At 56.3% G+C, this 18,037-nt stretch carries 11 protein-coding genes and 2 tRNA genes; 1 reads left to right on the plus strand and 12 read right to left on the minus strand.

All coding sequences use genetic code 11. From position 1 onward, the window contains the following. Nucleotides 1-568: 568 nt before the first annotated feature. The 3 genes from murA to leuC all read right to left on the minus strand — a co-directional run bounded on the left by murA (nucleotide 569) and on the right by leuC (nucleotide 4,465). Nucleotides 569-1,894 (minus strand): UDP-N-acetylglucosamine 1-carboxyvinyltransferase, encoded by a 1,326-nt coding sequence (gene murA, locus OZX67_RS08510; protein WP_277142570.1) that lies wholly within the window; start codon nucleotides 1,892-1,894, stop codon nucleotides 569-571. 298 nt (nucleotides 1,895-2,192) lie between these two features. Continuing rightward, nucleotides 2,193-2,873: a 3-isopropylmalate dehydratase small subunit gene (gene leuD, locus OZX67_RS08515; protein ID WP_277142572.1), complete on the minus strand. Its 681-nt coding sequence runs from the start codon at nucleotides 2,871-2,873 to the stop codon at nucleotides 2,193-2,195. A gap of 188 nt (nucleotides 2,874-3,061) precedes the next feature. Continuing rightward, nucleotides 3,062-4,465, minus strand: a complete 1,404-nt coding sequence (leuC, locus tag OZX67_RS08520) for a 3-isopropylmalate dehydratase large subunit (RefSeq protein WP_277142574.1) — start codon at nucleotides 4,463-4,465, stop codon at nucleotides 3,062-3,064. Nucleotides 4,466-4,634: 169 nt separating this feature from the next. Between leuC and OZX67_RS08525 the strand changes: the two genes are divergently transcribed. After that, on the plus strand, nucleotides 4,635-5,459 hold the full coding sequence (locus OZX67_RS08525; protein WP_277142577.1) for an IclR family transcriptional regulator: 825 nt from the start codon (nucleotides 4,635-4,637) through the stop codon (nucleotides 5,457-5,459). 373 nt (nucleotides 5,460-5,832) lie between these two features. Here the strand turns inward: OZX67_RS08525 and OZX67_RS08530 are convergent, their stop codons facing one another. The 9 genes from OZX67_RS08530 to OZX67_RS08570 form a co-directional block, all read right to left on the minus strand. After that, nucleotides 5,833-7,164 carry a metallophosphoesterase gene (locus OZX67_RS08530; RefSeq protein WP_277142579.1) on the minus strand — a complete coding sequence of 444 codons (1,332 nt, stop codon included), beginning with the start codon at nucleotides 7,162-7,164 and terminating at the stop codon, nucleotides 5,833-5,835. A 126-nt stretch (nucleotides 7,165-7,290) separates the two neighbouring features. Continuing rightward, nucleotides 7,291-7,362, minus strand: a tRNA-Gln gene (locus OZX67_RS08535). Between the two features lie 42 nt (nucleotides 7,363-7,404). Next, a tRNA-Glu gene (locus OZX67_RS08540) sits at nucleotides 7,405-7,477 on the minus strand. A gap of 354 nt (nucleotides 7,478-7,831) precedes the next feature. Further along, nucleotides 7,832-9,355 (minus strand): glutamate--tRNA ligase, encoded by a 1,524-nt coding sequence (gene gltX, locus OZX67_RS08545; RefSeq protein ID WP_277142580.1) that lies wholly within the window; start codon nucleotides 9,353-9,355, stop codon nucleotides 7,832-7,834. Between the two features lie 216 nt (nucleotides 9,356-9,571). Beyond that, on the minus strand, nucleotides 9,572-12,898 hold the full coding sequence (locus OZX67_RS08550) for an alpha-L-rhamnosidase C-terminal domain-containing protein (protein WP_277142582.1): 3,327 nt from the start codon (nucleotides 12,896-12,898) through the stop codon (nucleotides 9,572-9,574). Between the two features lie 136 nt (nucleotides 12,899-13,034). Continuing rightward, the gene (locus OZX67_RS08555; RefSeq protein WP_277142584.1) at nucleotides 13,035-13,922 is read right to left on the minus strand and encodes a hypothetical protein; all 888 of its coding nucleotides are present in this window, start codon (nucleotides 13,920-13,922) and stop codon (nucleotides 13,035-13,037) included. Nucleotides 13,923-14,110: 188 nt separating this feature from the next. Then, entirely contained in the window at nucleotides 14,111-15,016 is a 906-nt protein-coding gene (locus OZX67_RS08560) for a carbohydrate ABC transporter permease (RefSeq protein ID WP_277142587.1), read from the minus strand. A 1-nt stretch (nucleotide 15,017) separates the two neighbouring features. Continuing rightward, a complete protein-coding gene (locus tag OZX67_RS08565; protein ID WP_277142589.1) occupies nucleotides 15,018-16,025 on the minus strand; it encodes a sugar ABC transporter permease in 1,008 nt (335 codons plus the stop codon). 261 nt (nucleotides 16,026-16,286) lie between these two features. Beyond that, a complete protein-coding gene (locus tag OZX67_RS08570) occupies nucleotides 16,287-17,648 on the minus strand; it encodes an extracellular solute-binding protein (protein ID WP_277142591.1) in 1,362 nt (453 codons plus the stop codon). Between the last annotated feature and the right edge of the window lie 389 nt (nucleotides 17,649-18,037).

Consider the following 18,037-nt stretch of genomic DNA (forward strand, 5'->3'; position numbering starts at 1 on the left):
AGGCTTCCTCCGAAAGCTCTACAACATAACAACGAAAATGTTCATTTTATTTTCGACCTCACATGACGACACGCACGGGGTTTTATCTGTGGATAAGAAAATTTGTTATCCACATTTTGGGCGTGTCATTGGGGACAATGCACAAAGTTATCCACACCATGGGGATAACTCTGTGCACAACGTGGGGATAGCGGCTTCTCTACGCATTTGCGATTTGCATAATATTTTATCTTGTGATAGTCCATCTATCTTTTGAAAAACTGATTATTGAACATTTCCTGATATCGATTTAGAGACAATAAAATATGAATTTGTCTCAAAATTGCTGTCGAAATAAAATAATATTGATCATTAGAGATGTCATTCGTTTCCAGTCAAACGAATTTTCATAGCGCCAAACAACCGATATCCCGCCTCCGTTCTTTGACCTATGCAGCAAAGACAAAAGAACGGACATAATCGGGCAGAACGGCCAGATATTTATGTTTTTGAATCAGCAGAGATACAAAAATCTCCCCACCAAAATTTCAGTGGGGAGATTGTAAACAGCTAGGAAAGGCGGGAAACCTTAGTCGAAATCGGCACCAAGGGCGGCAAGCTTGCCACGGAAGTCGGCATAGCCGCGATCGATCAGGCTGATGCCCTGCACGTTCGACGGGCCGTTGGCCGCGAGCGCCGCGATGAGATGGCTGAAGCCGCCACGCAGGTCCGGCACATCGATGTCGCGCCCTTCGAGTGGTGTGGGCCCGAAGATGACGGCGGAATGCTTGTAGTTGCGCTGCTGGAAACGGCAAGGCAGGCTGCCGAGGCATTCGCGGTAGAGCTGAATAGTCGCGCCCATCTTGATCAGCGGCTTGGTGAAGCCGAAGCGATTCTCGTAAACGGTCTCGTGCACGATCGAGAGGCCATTGGCCTGCGTCAACGCGACGACAAGCGGCTGCTGCCAGTCGGTCATGAAGCCGGGATGCACATCGGTTTCGATGGCCACGGGCTTCAAGTCCCCGCCCGGGTGCCAGAAACGGATGCCCTCGTCGGTGACGTCGAACTCGCCGCCGATCTTGCGATAAACGTTGAGGAACGTCATCATCTCGGGCTGCGTGGCGCCTTTGACGAAGATGTCACCGTGCGTGGCGAGCGCGGCCGAAGCCCAGGAAGCGGCCTCGATGCGATCGGTCAGCGCGGTGTGGGTGAAGCCCTTGAGCGTCTTGACGCCTTCGATGCGGAACGTGCGGTCGACATCGACGGAAATGATCGCGCCCATCTTCTGCAGAACGGCGACCAAGTCCATGATTTCAGGCTCGGTGGCGGCACCGGAAAGCTCGGTCTTGCCTTCGGCCTGGACCGCGGCCAGAAGCGTCTGCTCGGTCGCGCCTACCGACGGGTAGGGAAGGTGAATCTTCGCGCCGTGCAGACCGTTGGGAGCGGTGATATGAATGCCGTCGCGGTGTTCCTTGTCCACGTTGGCGCCGAGCTTGCGCAGGGTCTCCAAATGGAAATCGATCGGACGGCCGCCGATGTTGCACCCGCCAAGCTGCGGAATGAAGGCCTCGCCCAAACGGTGCAGCAACGGGCCGGAGAAGAGGATCGGGATGCGCGAGGAACCGGAAAGCGTGTCCACATCGGCCACGTCGGCGAGACGGACGTTGGTTGCGTCAATGCGCAGCGTGCCCTTGGCGTCATCCCAATCGACGGTCGCGCCGTGCAGACGCAGCAGGTCGGAAACAACGTGGACGTCGCGGATCTCGGGGACATTCTTGAGCAGGGAGACCCCGGGCGCGAGCAGGGCGGCCACCATGGCCTTGCTTACGAAATTCTTGGCGCCGCGCACCTTGATGGTGCCGTTAAGCGGTTTGCCGCCTTCGACGTGCAGGACGTCTTCTGTAGTATCTGCCAAAATCAACCTCTTTCGTCGGCCCTCTATATAAGCGAGCTTACTACTACATAGTGTGCCACAATGGTTGTGGTGGCTCGGTGAAGCCATGCCCAAAATGCGCCCGAGGCCGAACGGACTTGTCTAGTTTGTATGGTTTTGACTTACGAAACGGCTTGAAAGCGCCGTTTTTAAGTGATATTCAGACATTATTATTACGGTCTCGTTTTTGACGATACGTTTCGCGGCAAATAACAACTTGCGCGGTCTCGCCGAAATGACGGAACCGCGCAAATTAAACCAAGTTTGAATAGGAACTACCCTACGCTCCTAAGGGTCCGGTCCACGACGAGTCATCAACCGGACGGGCGGACTTGACGGGCTGTTCAGGGGCGTGCTTGGCGGGGAGGGTCTTGGGCTTGAAGGGGAAACGCTGGGCGCGCATCTTTTCGTAGTCGGCGATGGCGTCCTCGTGCTGCAGCGTCAAGTCGATGTCGTCGTAGCCGTTCATCAGGCGCCAACGTGTGTAATCGTTGACTTCGAAGGGCAGGGTGACGTCGCCGCAGGTCACGGTGCGTTCCTTCAGATCGACGGTCATGTCACGGCCGGGTTCTTCCTCTAACAACTTCCAGAGCAGCTCGACGCTTTCCTGTGGCATGATGGCGGCCAGCACGCCGTTTTTGGCGGTGTTGCCGTAGAAGATGTCCGCGAAGCGCGGGCTGATGATGACACGGAATCCGTAATCGCGCAGAGCCCACACGGCGTGCTCGCGCGACGAGCCGATGCCGAAATCGGGTCCGGCGACCAGAATCTTGCCCTTGTTCTGGTATTCCGGCTTGTTCAGAATAAAGTCGGGGTCACGTCGCCACGCGTAGAACAGCGCGTCCTCGAAGCCCGTCTTGGTGACGCGCTTCAAAAAGACGGCCGGAATGATCTGGTCGGTGTCGACGTTCGAACGCCGAAGCGGGACGCCAACGCCGGTGACCTGCGTAAGTTTCTCCATGATGTTTCTTCCTTATATACCTAATGTCTTCAATATCCGAGTTGAATCGATGAAACCGTTCAACGTGTCTATCTGCTACTTTTACCAGCTCGTCAGCAATAAGTACATGGCTTACTGCATTTGAGCTTGCTCACTTACCGTTTTCGCATGATTGCCTTGGCCAAGCGCATAGAAGCAGCAGACGTCGATTACAGGTCGGCGGGGCTGGAAATCGTGCCGCGGATGGCGGTGGCGGCGGCGACTAGCGGCGAGGCCAGATGCGTGCGTCCGCCCTTGCCCTGACGGCCTTCGAAGTTGCGGTTCGAGGTCGAGATCGAACGTTCGCCGGGCACGAGCTTGTCCGGATTCATCCCGAGGCACATTGAGCAGCCGGCATTGCGCCATTCCGCACCGAAGTCCTTGAATATCTTGTCAAGCCCTTCGTCTTCGGCTTGCAGGCGGGCTCGGGACGAGGCCGGCACGACCAGCACGCGATGGATGGAATCGGCCTTGTGACGGCCCTTCATCACCGATGCGGCGGCACGCAGGTCCTCGATGCGTCCGTTGGTGCAGGAGCCGATGAAGACGGTGTCCACCGGAATCGACTTGATCGGCGTTCCCGGCTTCAAGCCCATATACTCGAGCGCGGACTGTGTAGCTTGGCGCTGCTCGGCATCGGCGATATCGGCCGGATCCGGCACGTCGGCAGTGATCGGCGCTCCCTGGCCGGGGTTTGTGCCCCAAGTGACGTACGGCGCAAGGTCGGCCGCGTTGATGGTGACCTCTTTATCGAACGTCGCATCGTCGTCGGTCTTGAGCGTCTTCCAATAGGCCACAGCCTTGTCCCACATCTCCCCGGTCGGAGCGTAGGGGCGGCCCTTCAAGTACTCGAAGGTGGTCTCGTCGGGAGCAATCATGCCCGCGCGGGCACCGGCCTCGATGGACATGTTGCAAATAGTCATGCGCGCGTCCATGGAAAGCGAGCGAATCGCGGAACCACGGTATTCGATGACGTGGCCCTGCCCGCCGCCGATCCCGATCTTGGCGATGATGGCCAGGATGATGTCTTTGGCGGTCACACCTTTCGGCAGTTCGCCTTCGACGTTGACGGCCATGGTCTTAAACGGCTTCAACGACAAGGTCTGCGTGGCCATGACGTGCTCGACCTCGGAGGTGCCGATGCCGAACGCAAGCGCCCCGAACGCGCCGTGCGTGGAGGTATGCGAATCGCCGCAGACGATGGTCATGCCCGGCTGTGTCAGGCCGAGGTTCGGCGCGAAGGCATGGACGATGCCCTGATCGGCGTCACCCAACGGATGCAGCAACACCCCGAATTCCTTGCAGTTCTTCTCCAACGTGCTCAGCTGCTTGGCAGAGGTCTTGTCGGGATTGGGCTTGTCGATGTCGACCGTAGGCGTGTTGTGGTCTTCGGTGGCGATCAGCAGGTCGGTGTGGCGCGGCTTGCGCCCGGCCAGTCGCAGGCCCTCGAACGCCTGTGGACTGGTGACCTCGTGCATGAGCATGAGGTCGATATAGATCAGGTCCGGGGCACCGTCTTTGCCCTGGTACACCAGGTGATCGGCCCAGACTTTTTCAGCCAATGTGCTTGCCATACGACCTCCTATCGTCGGTTTTGGAGCCGCAACCCCGTCAATATTTCGGCCACGCGGATTTTGTGGTTTTGTTTAATTCCGAGTATCGGTGTTTGTCAACATTATGGACATCTTTGGTTCATATCGTGAGATGAATGAAATGATAGGCCCCACTGTATAATATTCATGTATGGACTCATTATCAAAGGATCCCCAAGCGGCGCGGGCCTCACGCGCGCCCCAAGCAACAGGCAATGCTGCCCAAAATTCGAATCACGCCCCTATTCACGACGAGATTCATTCCGGGGTCGGGGTTCTCGATAAGACGGTCAAGATTCTCGAGGCCCTTGAAAGCGGGCCTTCCACGTTAGGGCAATTGGTCGCCGCCACTGGGCTAGCGCGTCCCACCGCACACCGTTTGGCCATTGCGCTGGAACGGCATCGTTTTGTGCTTCGCGACCAGCACGGCCGCTTCATTCTGGGTTCACGTTTCGCCGAACTGGCCACCGCCGCCGGCGAAGACCGTTTGCTGACGGCCGCCGGACCAATCCTGCAAACGCTTCTGGATCGCACCGGCGAATCCGCGCAAATCTATCGCCGTCAAGGCGACCAGCGCGTCTGCATCGCCGCCGTCGAGCGCGCGAGCGGACTTCACGATTCCATTCCCGTGGGTGCCATGCTTTCGATGCAGGCTGGCAGCGCTGCGCAGATTCTCGTCGCCTGGGAGGATTCCGAGCGACTGCACCAGGGTCTGCGCCACGCCAAATTCACGACTTCAACGCTGGCGACCGTACGTCGCCGCGGCTGGGCCGATTCCGTCAACGAACGTGAGGAAGGCGTCTGCTCGGTCTCCGCGCCGATCCGCAACTCCTCCGGCCAAGTCATCGCCGCCATTTCGATTTCCGGTCCCTCCGGTCGCATGGGCCCCTCCCCGGGCCGTCGTTACGCCCCGTACGTCATGGCCGGCGGCAAATACCTGACCGACGCCCTGATGAAGGCCAGCGCCGGAAGATAAACGCCTCCACCAATTTATGCAATAAAAATCCGGATACCCCTACAAGTGGACACCCGGATTTTTTCAAAGACGTACCGGCGAATACACATTTCTATCGATTCCCTCAAAATTATCTTGTATGAGTTCATTGATTGAATCGATACGCTTCAAGTAATAAATCCTGATTATTTATATCCGAATTTGCCCGTAATCTCCGGTTAAATTTACCATAATTTACGGTTGGGGAATACCATGACTTCCTATTAGGATTTACCATAAACCTTAAGTAGAAAAACCATAGTCTACAAGTAGGATCTGCCATAATCCATAAGTAGACAACGCAACGGCGCTCGAAAATAATGAAATATCAACGAAAACAGGACGCCATAGCCGCCTACTTCTTCAAGTGCATCTTGCGCAGGATCTGCGCGATAAGGCGCGGACGACGCAGGAGGTTCGTGCCTTCCTTGGCAGCATCGGGAGCACCGTTGAGCGCGTAGGTGTAGGGCTTGTTGGAGCTTGATTTGCCGACCAAATCGCCGAACTCCAAGAGCTGGGTGCGCGGCTCGTAAGGGTGACGGATGTCGAATTCCAGAAGACGCGCGGCACGCTGGGCCGGCGCCGGACCATAGGAGCCGAAGCCACAGGTCGGGGTGGCGAAAAGCCTCAACCCCTCGGTGGTACCGACGAAACGATTGCGGTGATCATGGCCTGCCAGCAACGCGAAATAGCCGTCGGTCGACTTCAGGATGTCGAACTCGCCAGTGTCGGTGTCGGGGCAGCTGATACCCTCTCCAAGGAAACTGCCGGGCAGGGTCTTGGACTCGTCGATGACGTAATTATGGCCAGCGAACGTGCGATATCCCTCCACGGCGTGTGCGGCAGTGGTCGGGACTTCCTTGAGTAAATTGTAATACTGCGGTACCGGAATGTGCTGGAAGACTATCGACTTGGCGCCAACCAGCTTCGGTGCCACCTTCAGGAAATCAAGCGCGCGCTGGCTCGGAGCGCCGTAGCCGCCGAGCTTGCCGTAATCGCCGGAATTGAAAATCACCAAGCCGAGCACGCTGTCGCTTTTGTGGTCTTCGCTGACCGGCAGCACGAACGTGCCCGCCTCGCAGGGATAAATGTATTGGTTTGGTAAGCCGCTGCCGGGCTGCTTGCGGGGGCGATCGGAGCGCTTGATGGGAGGCTCCGGATTGAGGCACCCGGGGAATTCGCGATAGATCTCATCAAGTTCGGCATTGGAGAGGCCACACTGGAAATCATGGTTGCCATAGGTAACGGCCCACGGAACGTGACGCTCGATCAGTGGGGCAAGGAACTGCGAAATCTCCTGCCGCACCAACTCGCGGGTATGCTCAAGCTCGCTGTCGCGCTGGTTGGTCGCCGACGATCCCACCGACCATTTCTGCGGCGTCCAAGTGCGCTTACGGAACGTCTTGGCATACGCCTTGTCGTAGCCGGCGATCTGGTTGCCCGAAAAAATGACGATGTCGGGGCGGGAACTGTCGAGGGCCGCCTCGATGAGTTTGACGGTGTCTTTGTTGACCTTGGGACCATCCTGAATATCCGCCAATACCAAGACGCGGAACTTGCCGGAATCGTGGAACTGCAGGCGGCCGAGACGCACCGAGACGGAAACGGGCCGGGTGTCGCCCTCCTGCACGGGTTGAATCCTGGGTTTTGACGAAAGATCATGCGTTCCGTGTGTTTGATCAGTCATGATTTCCCTTCGCGTCGTTGACAATTCCAATAGTACCGTCAATACCATCAAACGATTACCGCACTCATTATCCCACGAAAATAAAAGGCCTCGCAACTAAAAAGCTGCGAGGCTTTTGCATCTTTGCTGGGGTACCTGGACTCGAACCAAGAACAACTGAACCAGAATCAGCCGTGTTGCCAATTACACCATACCCCAATTGGCTTGGTGCCGTAGCCATTAAGCAACTATAGCACTTCGTACCTCCAACCGGATTTGAACCGGTGTTGGCGCCGTGAGAGGGCGTAGTCCTAGACCGCTAGACGATGGAGGCTAACTTATCTGCTGCCCTTCCCAAGGCAACAAACTAGTAGTCTATAGGAAAGCCCGAATAACCGCAACCCGGCGTGTTGACTTCGCCTGAAGCCGAACGCCGATATCTTTCACACCAAGTCCGGCATACCTTAACCTTCATCATTCCGAGACCTAAGCTTGTTGCTGGTAAACGGCACATAAACACGCATAAAAGTCCGTCCACCTGCACCAACACGCGTACAACACAGATTCGTGCTGGAAAACAGCACCATAAACACAGTAAGAGTCCGTTTACCAGCACTGATAAGTAACCAATGTTGGCAAACGGACTCTTACGCGGATGGCTTTTACGACAATCGCAAGCAAACCGGCTTTACAGGTGCTCGCGCAAACCCTTGAGACGGGCAAGGGTCAGCGGCTTGCCGATAATCTCCATGGACTCGAAAAGCGGCGGGGAGACGCGGCGGCCGGACATGGCCACACGCACCGGGCCGAACGCCAGACGCGGCTTGAAACCGCCATCCTCGACCAGCGCCTTGTTGAGAGTCTCATGCAGGTTGTCGGTCTTCCAATCAGTCTCGGCGACGCCGCTCAACGCAGCAATGGCCTTGTCGAGCACCTCGGGTGCGGAATCCTTGAGCGTCTTGCGGGCGTCGTCCTCGGGCTCGATGTATTCGTCCTCGCTCAAAAGGCTTCCGGCCATGCCGGCGACCTCGCCAAGCAGGCGCACACGCGGCTGCACCAGCGGCGCGGAATCGGTGAGAATTCGGCGTTCTCGGTCGGTCAGCTTGTCCCACGAATCGGCGGAGACCACGCCGTCACGGTGCAGATACGGCACGGAACGGTTGAGGAAGTCCTGCGGCTCCAGCATGCGGATATGCTCGGCGTTGATGGAGATGGCCTTGTCGATGTCGAAGTGGGCCGGGTTGGCCTTGACGTCGCGGATGTCGAACTTCTCGACCATTTCGTCCATGCTGAAGACATCGCGGTCGGGCGCGATCGACCAGCCGAGCAGGGCCAGATAGTTCAGGAGACCTTCGGGAATGAAGCCGTGCTCGCGGTGCAGGAAGAGGTTGGACTCGGGGTCGCGCTTGGAAAGCTTCTTCTTGCCCTTGCCCATGACGTAAGGCATGTGGCCGAAAAGCGGCATTTCTTTGGCGATGCCGAGCTTGATCAGATAACGGTAGAGCACGACCTGACGAGGCGTGGAGCTTAAGAGGTCCTCACCGCGCAGCACGACGTTGATGCGCATGAGCGCGTCGTCTACCGGGTTGGTGAGCGTGTAGAGCGGGTCGCCGTTCGGGCGCACGATGACGTAATCAGGCACTGAACCGGCCTTGAACTCGATACGGCCGCGGATGAGATCGTCGAAGGCGATATCCTCATCGGGCATCTTGATGCGCAGCGCAGGCTTGCGACCCTCGGCTTTGAACGCGGCCTTCTGCTCGTCGGTCAGATTGCGGTCATAGCCGTCATAACCGAACGCCTTCGGGCGACCGGCGGCGACGTTACGCGCTTCAACCTCTTCAGCGGTGGAATAGGACTCGTAGGCATAGCCAGCGTCGAGCAGCTTCTTGGCCACGTCGCGGTAGATGTCGCCACGCTCGGACTGACGGTACGGTCCGTCGGGGCCGCCGACGTTGATGCCCTCGTCCCAGTCAATATGAAGCCAGTTCAGGGCATCGATGATCTGGTTATAGCTTTCCTCGGAATCGCGCTCGTTGTCCGTGTCTTCGATGCGGAAGACGAAGGTGCCGTGCGTGTGCCGCGCCTCGGCCCAGTTGAACAGGGCGGTGCGTACCATGCCGACGTGCGGCGTTCCGGTCGGCGACGGGCAGAAGCGCACGCGCACGTCTTTGGGCAGTTCAGGTCTAGAATCAGTTGAATTTTCAGTCATAATCCCATTATGCCGCGCGTGATTGACGGGGACGGATTTCGCCATATATTTTTAAACGTTGGCACATGGTATTTTTCATTGAACGAAAAAAATGCCTGCTTTTTCAAGCCGGAGTGCCAAACCTTTTGTTGCCGATGCATCTTTTGCACACGGATTCTGCCTAGATTCGAGCGTCAACAAACAACACTGCGGCATGGCAGACATAAAGAACAAATATTATTGAACACCTATCAAGTCAGACGGCAAAGCGACGGTTCTGACAACGTGATGGCCCGATTCAAGTGGGGGCAGGAGCCAGGAATTAGACAGACAGCGCACGCCGGCAATATATCTGGGTTGTTTGATTTGTTCGGCACCGCATGGTTTGCGATCGACCAGCACCATTCCCATCGAGCCATCGGCGAGAGACGGCAAGACGACCAGCGCACTGCAATCTGGCGGCACATCGATATCCAATTGCAAACATCCATCCGACACATTCCCTTGTTGAGAAGATTGGACATCATTCACACCGCAACTTTTCGCCGACGGACCTGCAAAATCAGATGTGAATGCCGTAACGGCTGCATTGTTTGAAGAGGAATCCGCCGAATCCATCGCCGTTGGAATTATGCCGCTGTCTACTTTTCGACAGCGGACCGTTATGGTTCCGGTGCGAACGGGAACGCTTACCTTAGCCTCACTGACCTCGCCAGGCTGCGGCATGACGAGGAACGTGCGGTAGCCGGGTTCGATCGGGCGAATACCGAGCAAGCCTTCCGGCAGAAGATAGACCGGTGAGGCCGCCCATGGGTGGGAATAGGTGAGATTCGGCTTAAGGCTCGAATCCCAGGCTTCCATGGTGCCGCCGCCCTGCGCCCGAAGCATGTTGCCCCAGGTTCTTCGGCCTTCAGGAGCGGCAATGAGCGGATTGGCATCCGCGCCGTAACCGGCCCGGTACAGCCCGTCAAGATAGACCGCCGCCGTGTAGACGCTGCAAGCCATCCCCCGCGAGCGCAGATAATCCGTCACTTTCGGCAGCCTGTCTTCCGGGACTTGCCCGAACTCGAGCACAAACGCGGAGGCGTGCAGCGAGCAATGGCCAATGCGCAGGCCCCTGATTGCTTGGCCCAATTCGCAATCATCACGGTCTACAGCAATGGTCGAATCGGCAGGGTTATGGAGTCGTCGATTTTCTGTTTCAATTCCATCGCCGGTCGCTTCGGAGGCATTCGACAAAGAATTTCCCGGTTTTGGACGATGCGGGGTTGCTGATTTGCCGTTTATCTGCCGAGGTACGTCGACAAGGCCGTCGCAATAAGCGCCCTGTGATTCGTCGTAAAGCCACGTATTGATACCCTTGCGGATACGTTTTGAACGGTTGTCGAATAATTCGGCATCGTCATCCTCACCGGTAATTTGCGCCAAAACCGTCATATCGGCATACGCCTGCGATGCCAGGGCATTAATGACGGTATTGACGCGCCCGAAGACGAAACCGTCGCGTTCGCTTTGCGGCCAGTCAACGAGATCGCCGTCAGTATGGCTCGATTCGCCGGGGTCTTTGACAATCAGGCCGAATCGATTGTCCCAGAATCGTTGCGGCAACAGGATTTTGAGATGCTCATACTGGGCACGAATCTGCGATTCCTCGCCCGTGCGCATCCACCAATCGTAGACCGCCAGAATCAGGTACATCGGCCATTCGGTGGGCCACGTTCGGTTGGCGATCAGATAATCGACGGTATAGCGAGCCAGCGTCGGGGCATCATCAAGCGCAAGATGGCACTGCTGCTGGATCCACGCATCCGCCTCATAGGGGGCACGTTCGCGCGTCCAGGAATCGGCGTAGATATTGCCGTTGCAGGCATCGATGGTCCGGGCGCAAAGCGACCAGACGTCGTTCAGCGTCGGGTTCGAAGAGCGGAAATTCGCGTCCCCTGTCGTCTTGGGGTAGATCAACGACGCAACTTCAATTTCAAGCTCTCCCGAATCGATGAGTTCGGTTACGTTTAACCAAGAATCATTTGCGCCGTGGAATCCAGCCACGTCTGTACCATCTTGATCCTCTGAACGACAGAAGGTGTGAGCTTGTGCCCCACCTTGCATGGTTTGGCCATTTTGTGCAGCAGAATCATCATTACCACAAGAGTCAGGGTTATAGAGCTCGTTGCCGTCTACGGCATGAAGCTCTACATAGCGGAAAACGCGCATTCCCCACGTTTCCAGCGCTTTGTCAGCCTCCTTGTCGCTTTCACCACTGTCATCCGTTGGCCTGATATGCCAGCGATCCTCATAGACGTTGGAGGTGTCGAGACGGTACTTCACCGAGCCGTCGGCATTGCACACCTCGCCATATCGAATGTCCAATTCCAACGATTCCGGGCAATGCGAACGCACCCGCACACCACCAATCTGCACACCGCCGAAATCGAGCACCGCTCCCCTGTCTGGCAGGCGGGAAATAACAACCGGGCGGCAATAACGCAGCCGCAACTTGTCGGTTGGCGTCGGTTCAAGCCTTGCAAATCGAGGCTTTGCAACTGCGGCACTCCACAAAGAATCGTCAAAACCCGGTTCATCAAAACCGAATGGATAATGTTGCGAATCAATGTTTTCGGCAGGTGCCTGAAAATACTGTGTGCCTATCGAAGCGCTGTCCGGGTAGACGCCAGCTCCTGGCATGGCCTTCCAGCTTGAACCAGTACCGTAATGACGCACTTCGCCGTCAATAAATTCGACATCGAGCTGAGCGGCAAAACGCTGGTCTTCAAGCGTGTACGCAACCACACCCAGGGCGTTGGCTCCCGAATGCAGCAAAGCCGTGACATCATAGCCATCCACACGGGCTTCATCGCCAATCGGAAACACCGGACCGCAGCCGACAAACGAGCCATTGGTCCACATCCGATAGACGAATTGCCGGGCCGGGCGCGTGGAAGATCCAGTCGCATACAATGTCGCCCACAATATGGGTTTATTAGGCAGCGTGAATTCGTTGCGCAGAAAAGCCCAGCCCCGCGAGTTTCCGACATTTTCAGGAATGCCCGAAACATCAGCCCAAATCGGCGTCGCCTGCCATTGCGGTCCCGGCCACGTACCGAAAGTAGCTGGTGCGGCCCATCCGGATGCTCCATTAGCTTCAGTGTCGAATTTATCGGCACTTTCTTCACCTTCGGCATCCTTGCCTGTACAAACCACCCTGCTCGCTTTAGAAGAGACATCATCGAAAACCGTCTTGTTCTCAACGATTCGAGACGTATTGACCGCACCTGCTTTCGCGGGTTTTGCGTGATCACGCCACAAACGAACCGATGCCCAATAACGTTTCCCCGGTTCAAGCGGTGTCCCAGCCAACGCAACGCCTTCGAAACCGTTATCGAGCACCTTGCCGCTATCCCAGATATCGCCAACGCCAGCCGTGGCCTTTGCAAGGGTGCTTGCGACAATTACCCGATAAGCCACAACATCAGTGATTTCGGCTCCAGCACCGCTTTCCCGCCATCGAAGCACAGGATTGGAACCGCAAGTCAGATCGACGGGAGCGATCCTATCGTCTATCAAAATTTGTATCACAAATAATCACGCTACCTTGTGCATCTTACGAAATTCACGCCAAATCCCACAATAATAAGGAAAACCGCCTTATATTCCGGAACCTTGCCGTCGCTATCGGAGCACGGCACCGGCGCCAAGCCGCTTATTGCCGGTAATCGCTCATCGACGAGAAGAGGCCGGACATGCCACCGCCACCACCCGCGGGCTTTTCGCTGTCGCCGGTGTAGAGCTCAATCAGCTTCTTGTCGCCGGACTCACGCGCCAGCGCCTCGAAGAGCACGTCGGCCTGCCAACGCGCCGAAGCCCAGACGATATACCAGATGATGCCGGTGAACAGCAGCCCGGTGATGATCGGCGAGCTTGCCATGCCCCAGAAATAGCCGAAGACGGCAAGTCCGCTGATCACGACCATATAGATTCGCCTGGCCGAAAGCAGCACGCCGTTTTTGACGACCGCATACCATTTCGCGTTCGGGTATTCCACGACGAGCACCAGCGAGACCAGCAGCGATTGGATGAGAAAGATGATGCAAATGGAAAGGATCGGGACCATCACGGCGCCGAAACCGAGTTTCACCATAATCTGCATGGAATAGGAGAACGTGAAGATGAAGAACCCGTAAATCGCACCCTGCACGATCGCACGGGGAAGCAGACGGATAAAAGCACGGAAATACGGGCGAATGCAGGCCGCGGTATCGTCCGGCGCGACGTAAGGACCGGCAATCCAGTCGGGAGGCCGATAGCCTTCGTCAAGCATGCGGGCCCGACGTTTGCTCGCGCGCCCAAAGAGTGTCGGCTGGTCACGGAAAAGCGCGAAGCCGGCCGCGATGCCGGGCGAACTCAAGACAAGGGCCAGCGTAAGGGCCGGGTAATAGTCCAGATTCTGCACCACCACCCAGATGGCGATCAGGGGAATGATGCCGACAAACATGCACCAACCCGCCATCAGCAGGACGTAGACGCTGCCCGCTATCAGGCCGAAAGCCTCACCGAGGTTATGGTTCTTGCCATTGGACGTTGCCGCCATCACGCACTTCCTTCCGCCTTGAGCTTTGACCCGTTCCAGAATGCATATCCGACATCGTAAAGTTTATCGCTTTGTGTTGTTGCCTATCACAATAGAGACAATGGTACGAAAATCCGATGTATGCGACGCAATGAAATCACTGCAAGTAGCACACATCGGATTCTCGCCTTTCATGGAATTCAGCTATATCAGCCCTTCATACCGGAGGTTGCGATGCCTTCGATGAACTGCTTCTGGCCGATGAGGAAGACGATGATGATCGGGAGCACCGAGATGACGGAGCCAGTCATGATCATCGCGTAATCCGCGTTGTACTGGGAGATGAACTGCTTCAAGCCGATCTGAATGGTCCACAGGTTTGCGGAACGCAAGTAGATCAACGGGCCCATGTAGTCATTCCACGTGTTGGTGAAGGTGATGATCGCCAACGCCGCGATCGACGGGCCGGAAAGCGGGAGCACGATCTTCCAGTAGATGCCGAACTCGCTCAGGCCGTCGAGTCTTGCCGCCTCCGACAAATCCTCGGGTATCGTGTCGTAGAACTGTTTCATCATGAACACGCCGAACGCGCCGAACGCCTGCAGCAAAATGATGGACCAACGGGTGTCGGAGAGGCCGACGGCCGCGATCATCTTGAACTGCGGAATCATGTAGGCCTGCCACGGCACGGCCATCGTCGCGATGTAGACGAGGAACAGGGCGTTGTGGCCGCGGAACGGAATCTTCGAGAAGCCGTACGCAGCGAACGAACCGGTGAATACCTGCAAGGCCGTGACGATAATCGCGAAGAACAAGGTGTTCAGAATCCACGTGGTCATGTTGGACTTCGTCCAAATAGCCGCGTAATTATGCCATTGCCATACCGAAGGGAACCACTTGATCGGAACGGTATAGACTTCGTTGTTCGGCTTCAGGGACGAAAGAACCATCCAGAAGAACGGCAGCAAAGTGAACGCGGCCACCACGATCATGGCAAGATAACCGACAACCTTGCCGATGATCTTGAGCGGGGATACGGGCTTTTTGTTGAAGGGGACCTCGGGTGACACGGCACCGGCCTCAGCCAATTGAGGAGCTACAGCTTGTGCAGACATATTAGTCCTCCTTCGAATTGTTGTACCAGAACTGAATCAGCGTGACCACCATGCAGATGAACAGCAGCACCAAAGACACTGCCGAAGCATAGCCGTAATCGCCGTTGTCGAAGGCCACCGAGTAGATGTACTGGGCCAGCACTTCTGTGGTCGTTCCAGGCCCGCCATCTGTCATGATCAATGTCAAATCCAAGATCTTGAACGAGCCTATCGTCAATGTGACCATCACGAAGAACAGTGTCGGACGCATGCACGGCACGGTGACATGCCAGAAACGCTTCCATCCGTTCGCGCCGTCCAGCTCCGCCGCCTCGTACAATTCGCTGGGAATCGTCTGCAGGCCAGCCAGCAGAAGAATCATGTAGTAGCCGACCTCGCGCCACGTGCCGACGATGATGACCGCGGGCATTGCCCACTTGGTCGAACCGAGCCAGCCGGGCACATTGCCGTCGCCCACGAAAAGCTTCAGGAACTGGTTGATCGGGCCGGACTTCGGGTCGAAAAGCATGGCCCAGACCTGCGCCGCAGCCACCATCGAAGTGACATAGGGCATAAAGGCGACCGTGCGGAAGAACCCACGTCCCTTGAGCTTGGAGTTCAGCAACACCGCAAGACCGAAGGCAATCGCCAACGTCAGCGGAATATGAACCAGCGAATAGTAGAACGTGTGCCAAACGGTCTGCCAGAAGATGCGGTCGTGAACCAGACGCACCCAGTTCACCAGCCCGTTGAACACCGGCATGCCGAACGCCGACCACTTGGTGAAGGCGATGTAGAAGAGCGAAAGCACCGGAACCAGCGTCAACAGGATGAAGCCGATGAAGTTCGGTGAAATGAAGATCAGGCCGTTGCGAAGATTGCGATGCGAAATCGCCTTTGCATCCAGCTTTCCGCTTTTTTGTCGTTGCGGTTCCGGCGGTTTGTTGCGTGCCTCGACGGCGCCCGCCTCCCCTACCGCGGCGAGATCGGCGCCCACCTCGGCAACATCCGAACTAGAAGAATCTGACATCGCTGCCTCCTCCTTGAATATGCAGCCAATGCACACAAGCCACCAACCACTTCGTCCACAACGGCTTGTTGCATCTTGTCAATTTTTATTACATTAAAACAATTATTGCCTCGGCAATATAAAGACCGACCAGCCCTTATCCGGTAATCAAAGCTGCCAACCCGATACGGACTTGCCGGTCTCCCGTCTATTTGTCGCGACCGTTGCGGCTGTGGCGAACGGCCACGACAAACACAAATGATTCAGACGGTTTCACTTGGCTCAGTCAACGTTGCTGAGCACGCCCTGGTTCTTGACATCCTCCTGGCACTGCTTGATTGCAGCATCAGGCTTCGTGGTGCCAGTGAGAATCGAGGAGTTCATGGTCTTGAGAAGAGTCTGGACCGTATCGGTGGCATCGCTGACAGGAGCCTCAAGCTTCATGTCGAACTTGGACCAGGCATCCTTGGATTCCTGATCGGTGGCCATACCGTCGGCCGCAAAGAAGTCCTTGGTGACCTTGTCGTTGATGTAGGCAGGAGTCGTGGTGAGCTTGGCAAGCGTATCGGCGCCGCCTTCGCCAACGGCCCATTCAACGAACTTCTTGGCGGCTGCGGCCTTCTGGCCGGTGGACTTGGCCGAAACCATCAGGCCGGTCGGGCTGCCGAAAGTGACTGGAGAAGCAGGAATCTTCTTGCTCGGGTTCTGCGGAATCGGAGCCATGCCCCAATCGAATTTCTGGGCGTCGCCGGTCTTCTGCTGGCTCAGGAACGAAGCGGCATACCAGGTGCCCATCGGCATCATGGCCGCCTTCTGCGTACCGAACTGCGCCTGATACTGCACCTTGTTGGTGAAGGAGGTGTTGTAGTCGATGGTCAACTTCTCGTTCTGCCACTTCAAAGCACGCTGATAATAAGGCTTCATGTAGCCGAAGTCACCCTTGAGATAGGTCTTCTCGGCGGGCTGGCCGTTCTGGGCGAGCGCGAAGGACTGGGTCAGGGACTGCCAGTTGTGCTGATACATCGGATAGACGGAATTGGCGTCATATCCGGCGGCGGGCAGCTTCTTCTTCAGCTCTTCGCCGGCCTTGGTGTAGTCGTTCCAGGTCCAAGTGGCATCGGGCGTCTTGACACCGGTCTTCTTGAACATGTCCTTGTTATAGAAGAGAACCCAGTGATCGGCGCGGTACGGCAGGGCAAAGTACTTGCCATCCTTGGTCTTGTACATCGAATCGTCGAAGCTCTTGTGGCTGGCGTACTCCTTGGCGATATCACTGATATCGGCCAGACCACCGGACTTGGCATAAGTATTGTATTTGACGGTGTTCTTCAGCGGGAATACATCGGGCTGCGCGCCAGCGGAGATATCGGCGGTGAGCTGCTTGTCGTAGTCGTCTGCGCTGTATTCCTTGAGCTTGATGGTGACGTTCGGATATTCCGCTTCAAAACCATCGACGAGCTTTTGGAATTCCGGGGTCATCTTCAGCGACCACCCACCCATGGTGATTTCGGTTTTCGCGTTCTTATCGAACGCATTGGCATCCGATGCGCCGCTCTTCTGCGCGCCACCGCCGCCACAACCCGCGAGAAGCATTGCGAGCGCGGAGACCGCCGCTAAGGCACCTACTGGACGTGAGACTTTCATATTCAAATCCTTTCTTCAAGGCTTCTTCGCCTATTACAAAGGACTAACGCGCTACGTTTATGTAGCCCGTCGCATCCTTTATTTTTTCAGAGTACACAAATGGCAACAAGGAAATAGTCTGTTGCCATTATTTGTCAAATTGGACTAAACATTATCACAGAAGATTTATCGTAAAAAGTCTGGAAAACAGCCAATCAGCAGCGTTTACGCTTTGAGCAGGCACAGCTTTTCTCTCCATACAGACGCCGTGCGCTGGTAGGCTCAGAGGCATGGGATGGCAACAGAATTCGTGCGTGGCTCCACGAAATCGTATTTCGTCCAAACCGATAATTTCTCCCTTTCAAACGGGACGGAATGAAGCGTCGGACAGATAGCAAAGGAGTATCAGC

Origin of the sequence: Bifidobacterium sp. ESL0728 (genome assembly GCF_029392015.1) — a bacterium.
Taxonomy (GTDB): domain Bacteria; phylum Actinomycetota; class Actinomycetes; order Actinomycetales; family Bifidobacteriaceae; genus Bifidobacterium.

Excerpts from the sequence above, each read along its gene's own strand:
- leuD (WP_277142572.1), bottom strand. The coding sequence starts at position 2,873 with ATGGAGAAACTTACGCAGGTCACCGGCGTTGGCGTCCCGCTTCGGCGT.
- leuC (WP_277142574.1), bottom strand. The coding sequence starts at position 4,465 with ATGGCAAGCACATTGGCTGAAAAAGTCTGGGCCGATCACCTGGTGTAC.
- OZX67_RS08525 (WP_277142577.1), top strand. The coding sequence starts at position 4,635 with ATGGACTCATTATCAAAGGATCCCCAAGCGGCGCGGGCCTCACGCGCG.
- OZX67_RS08530 (WP_277142579.1), bottom strand. The coding sequence starts at position 7,164 with ATGACTGATCAAACACACGGAACGCATGATCTTTCGTCAAAACCCAGG.
- gltX (WP_277142580.1), bottom strand. The coding sequence starts at position 9,355 with ATGACTGAAAATTCAACTGATTCTAGACCTGAACTGCCCAAAGACGTG.
- OZX67_RS08555 (WP_277142584.1), bottom strand. The coding sequence starts at position 13,922 with ATGGCGGCAACGTCCAATGGCAAGAACCATAACCTCGGTGAGGCTTTC.
- OZX67_RS08560 (WP_277142587.1), bottom strand. The coding sequence starts at position 15,016 with ATGTCTGCACAAGCTGTAGCTCCTCAATTGGCTGAGGCCGGTGCCGTG.
- OZX67_RS08565 (WP_277142589.1), bottom strand. The coding sequence starts at position 16,025 with ATGTCAGATTCTTCTAGTTCGGATGTTGCCGAGGTGGGCGCCGATCTC.
- OZX67_RS08570 (WP_277142591.1), bottom strand. The coding sequence starts at position 17,648 with ATGAAAGTCTCACGTCCAGTAGGTGCCTTAGCGGCGGTCTCCGCGCTC.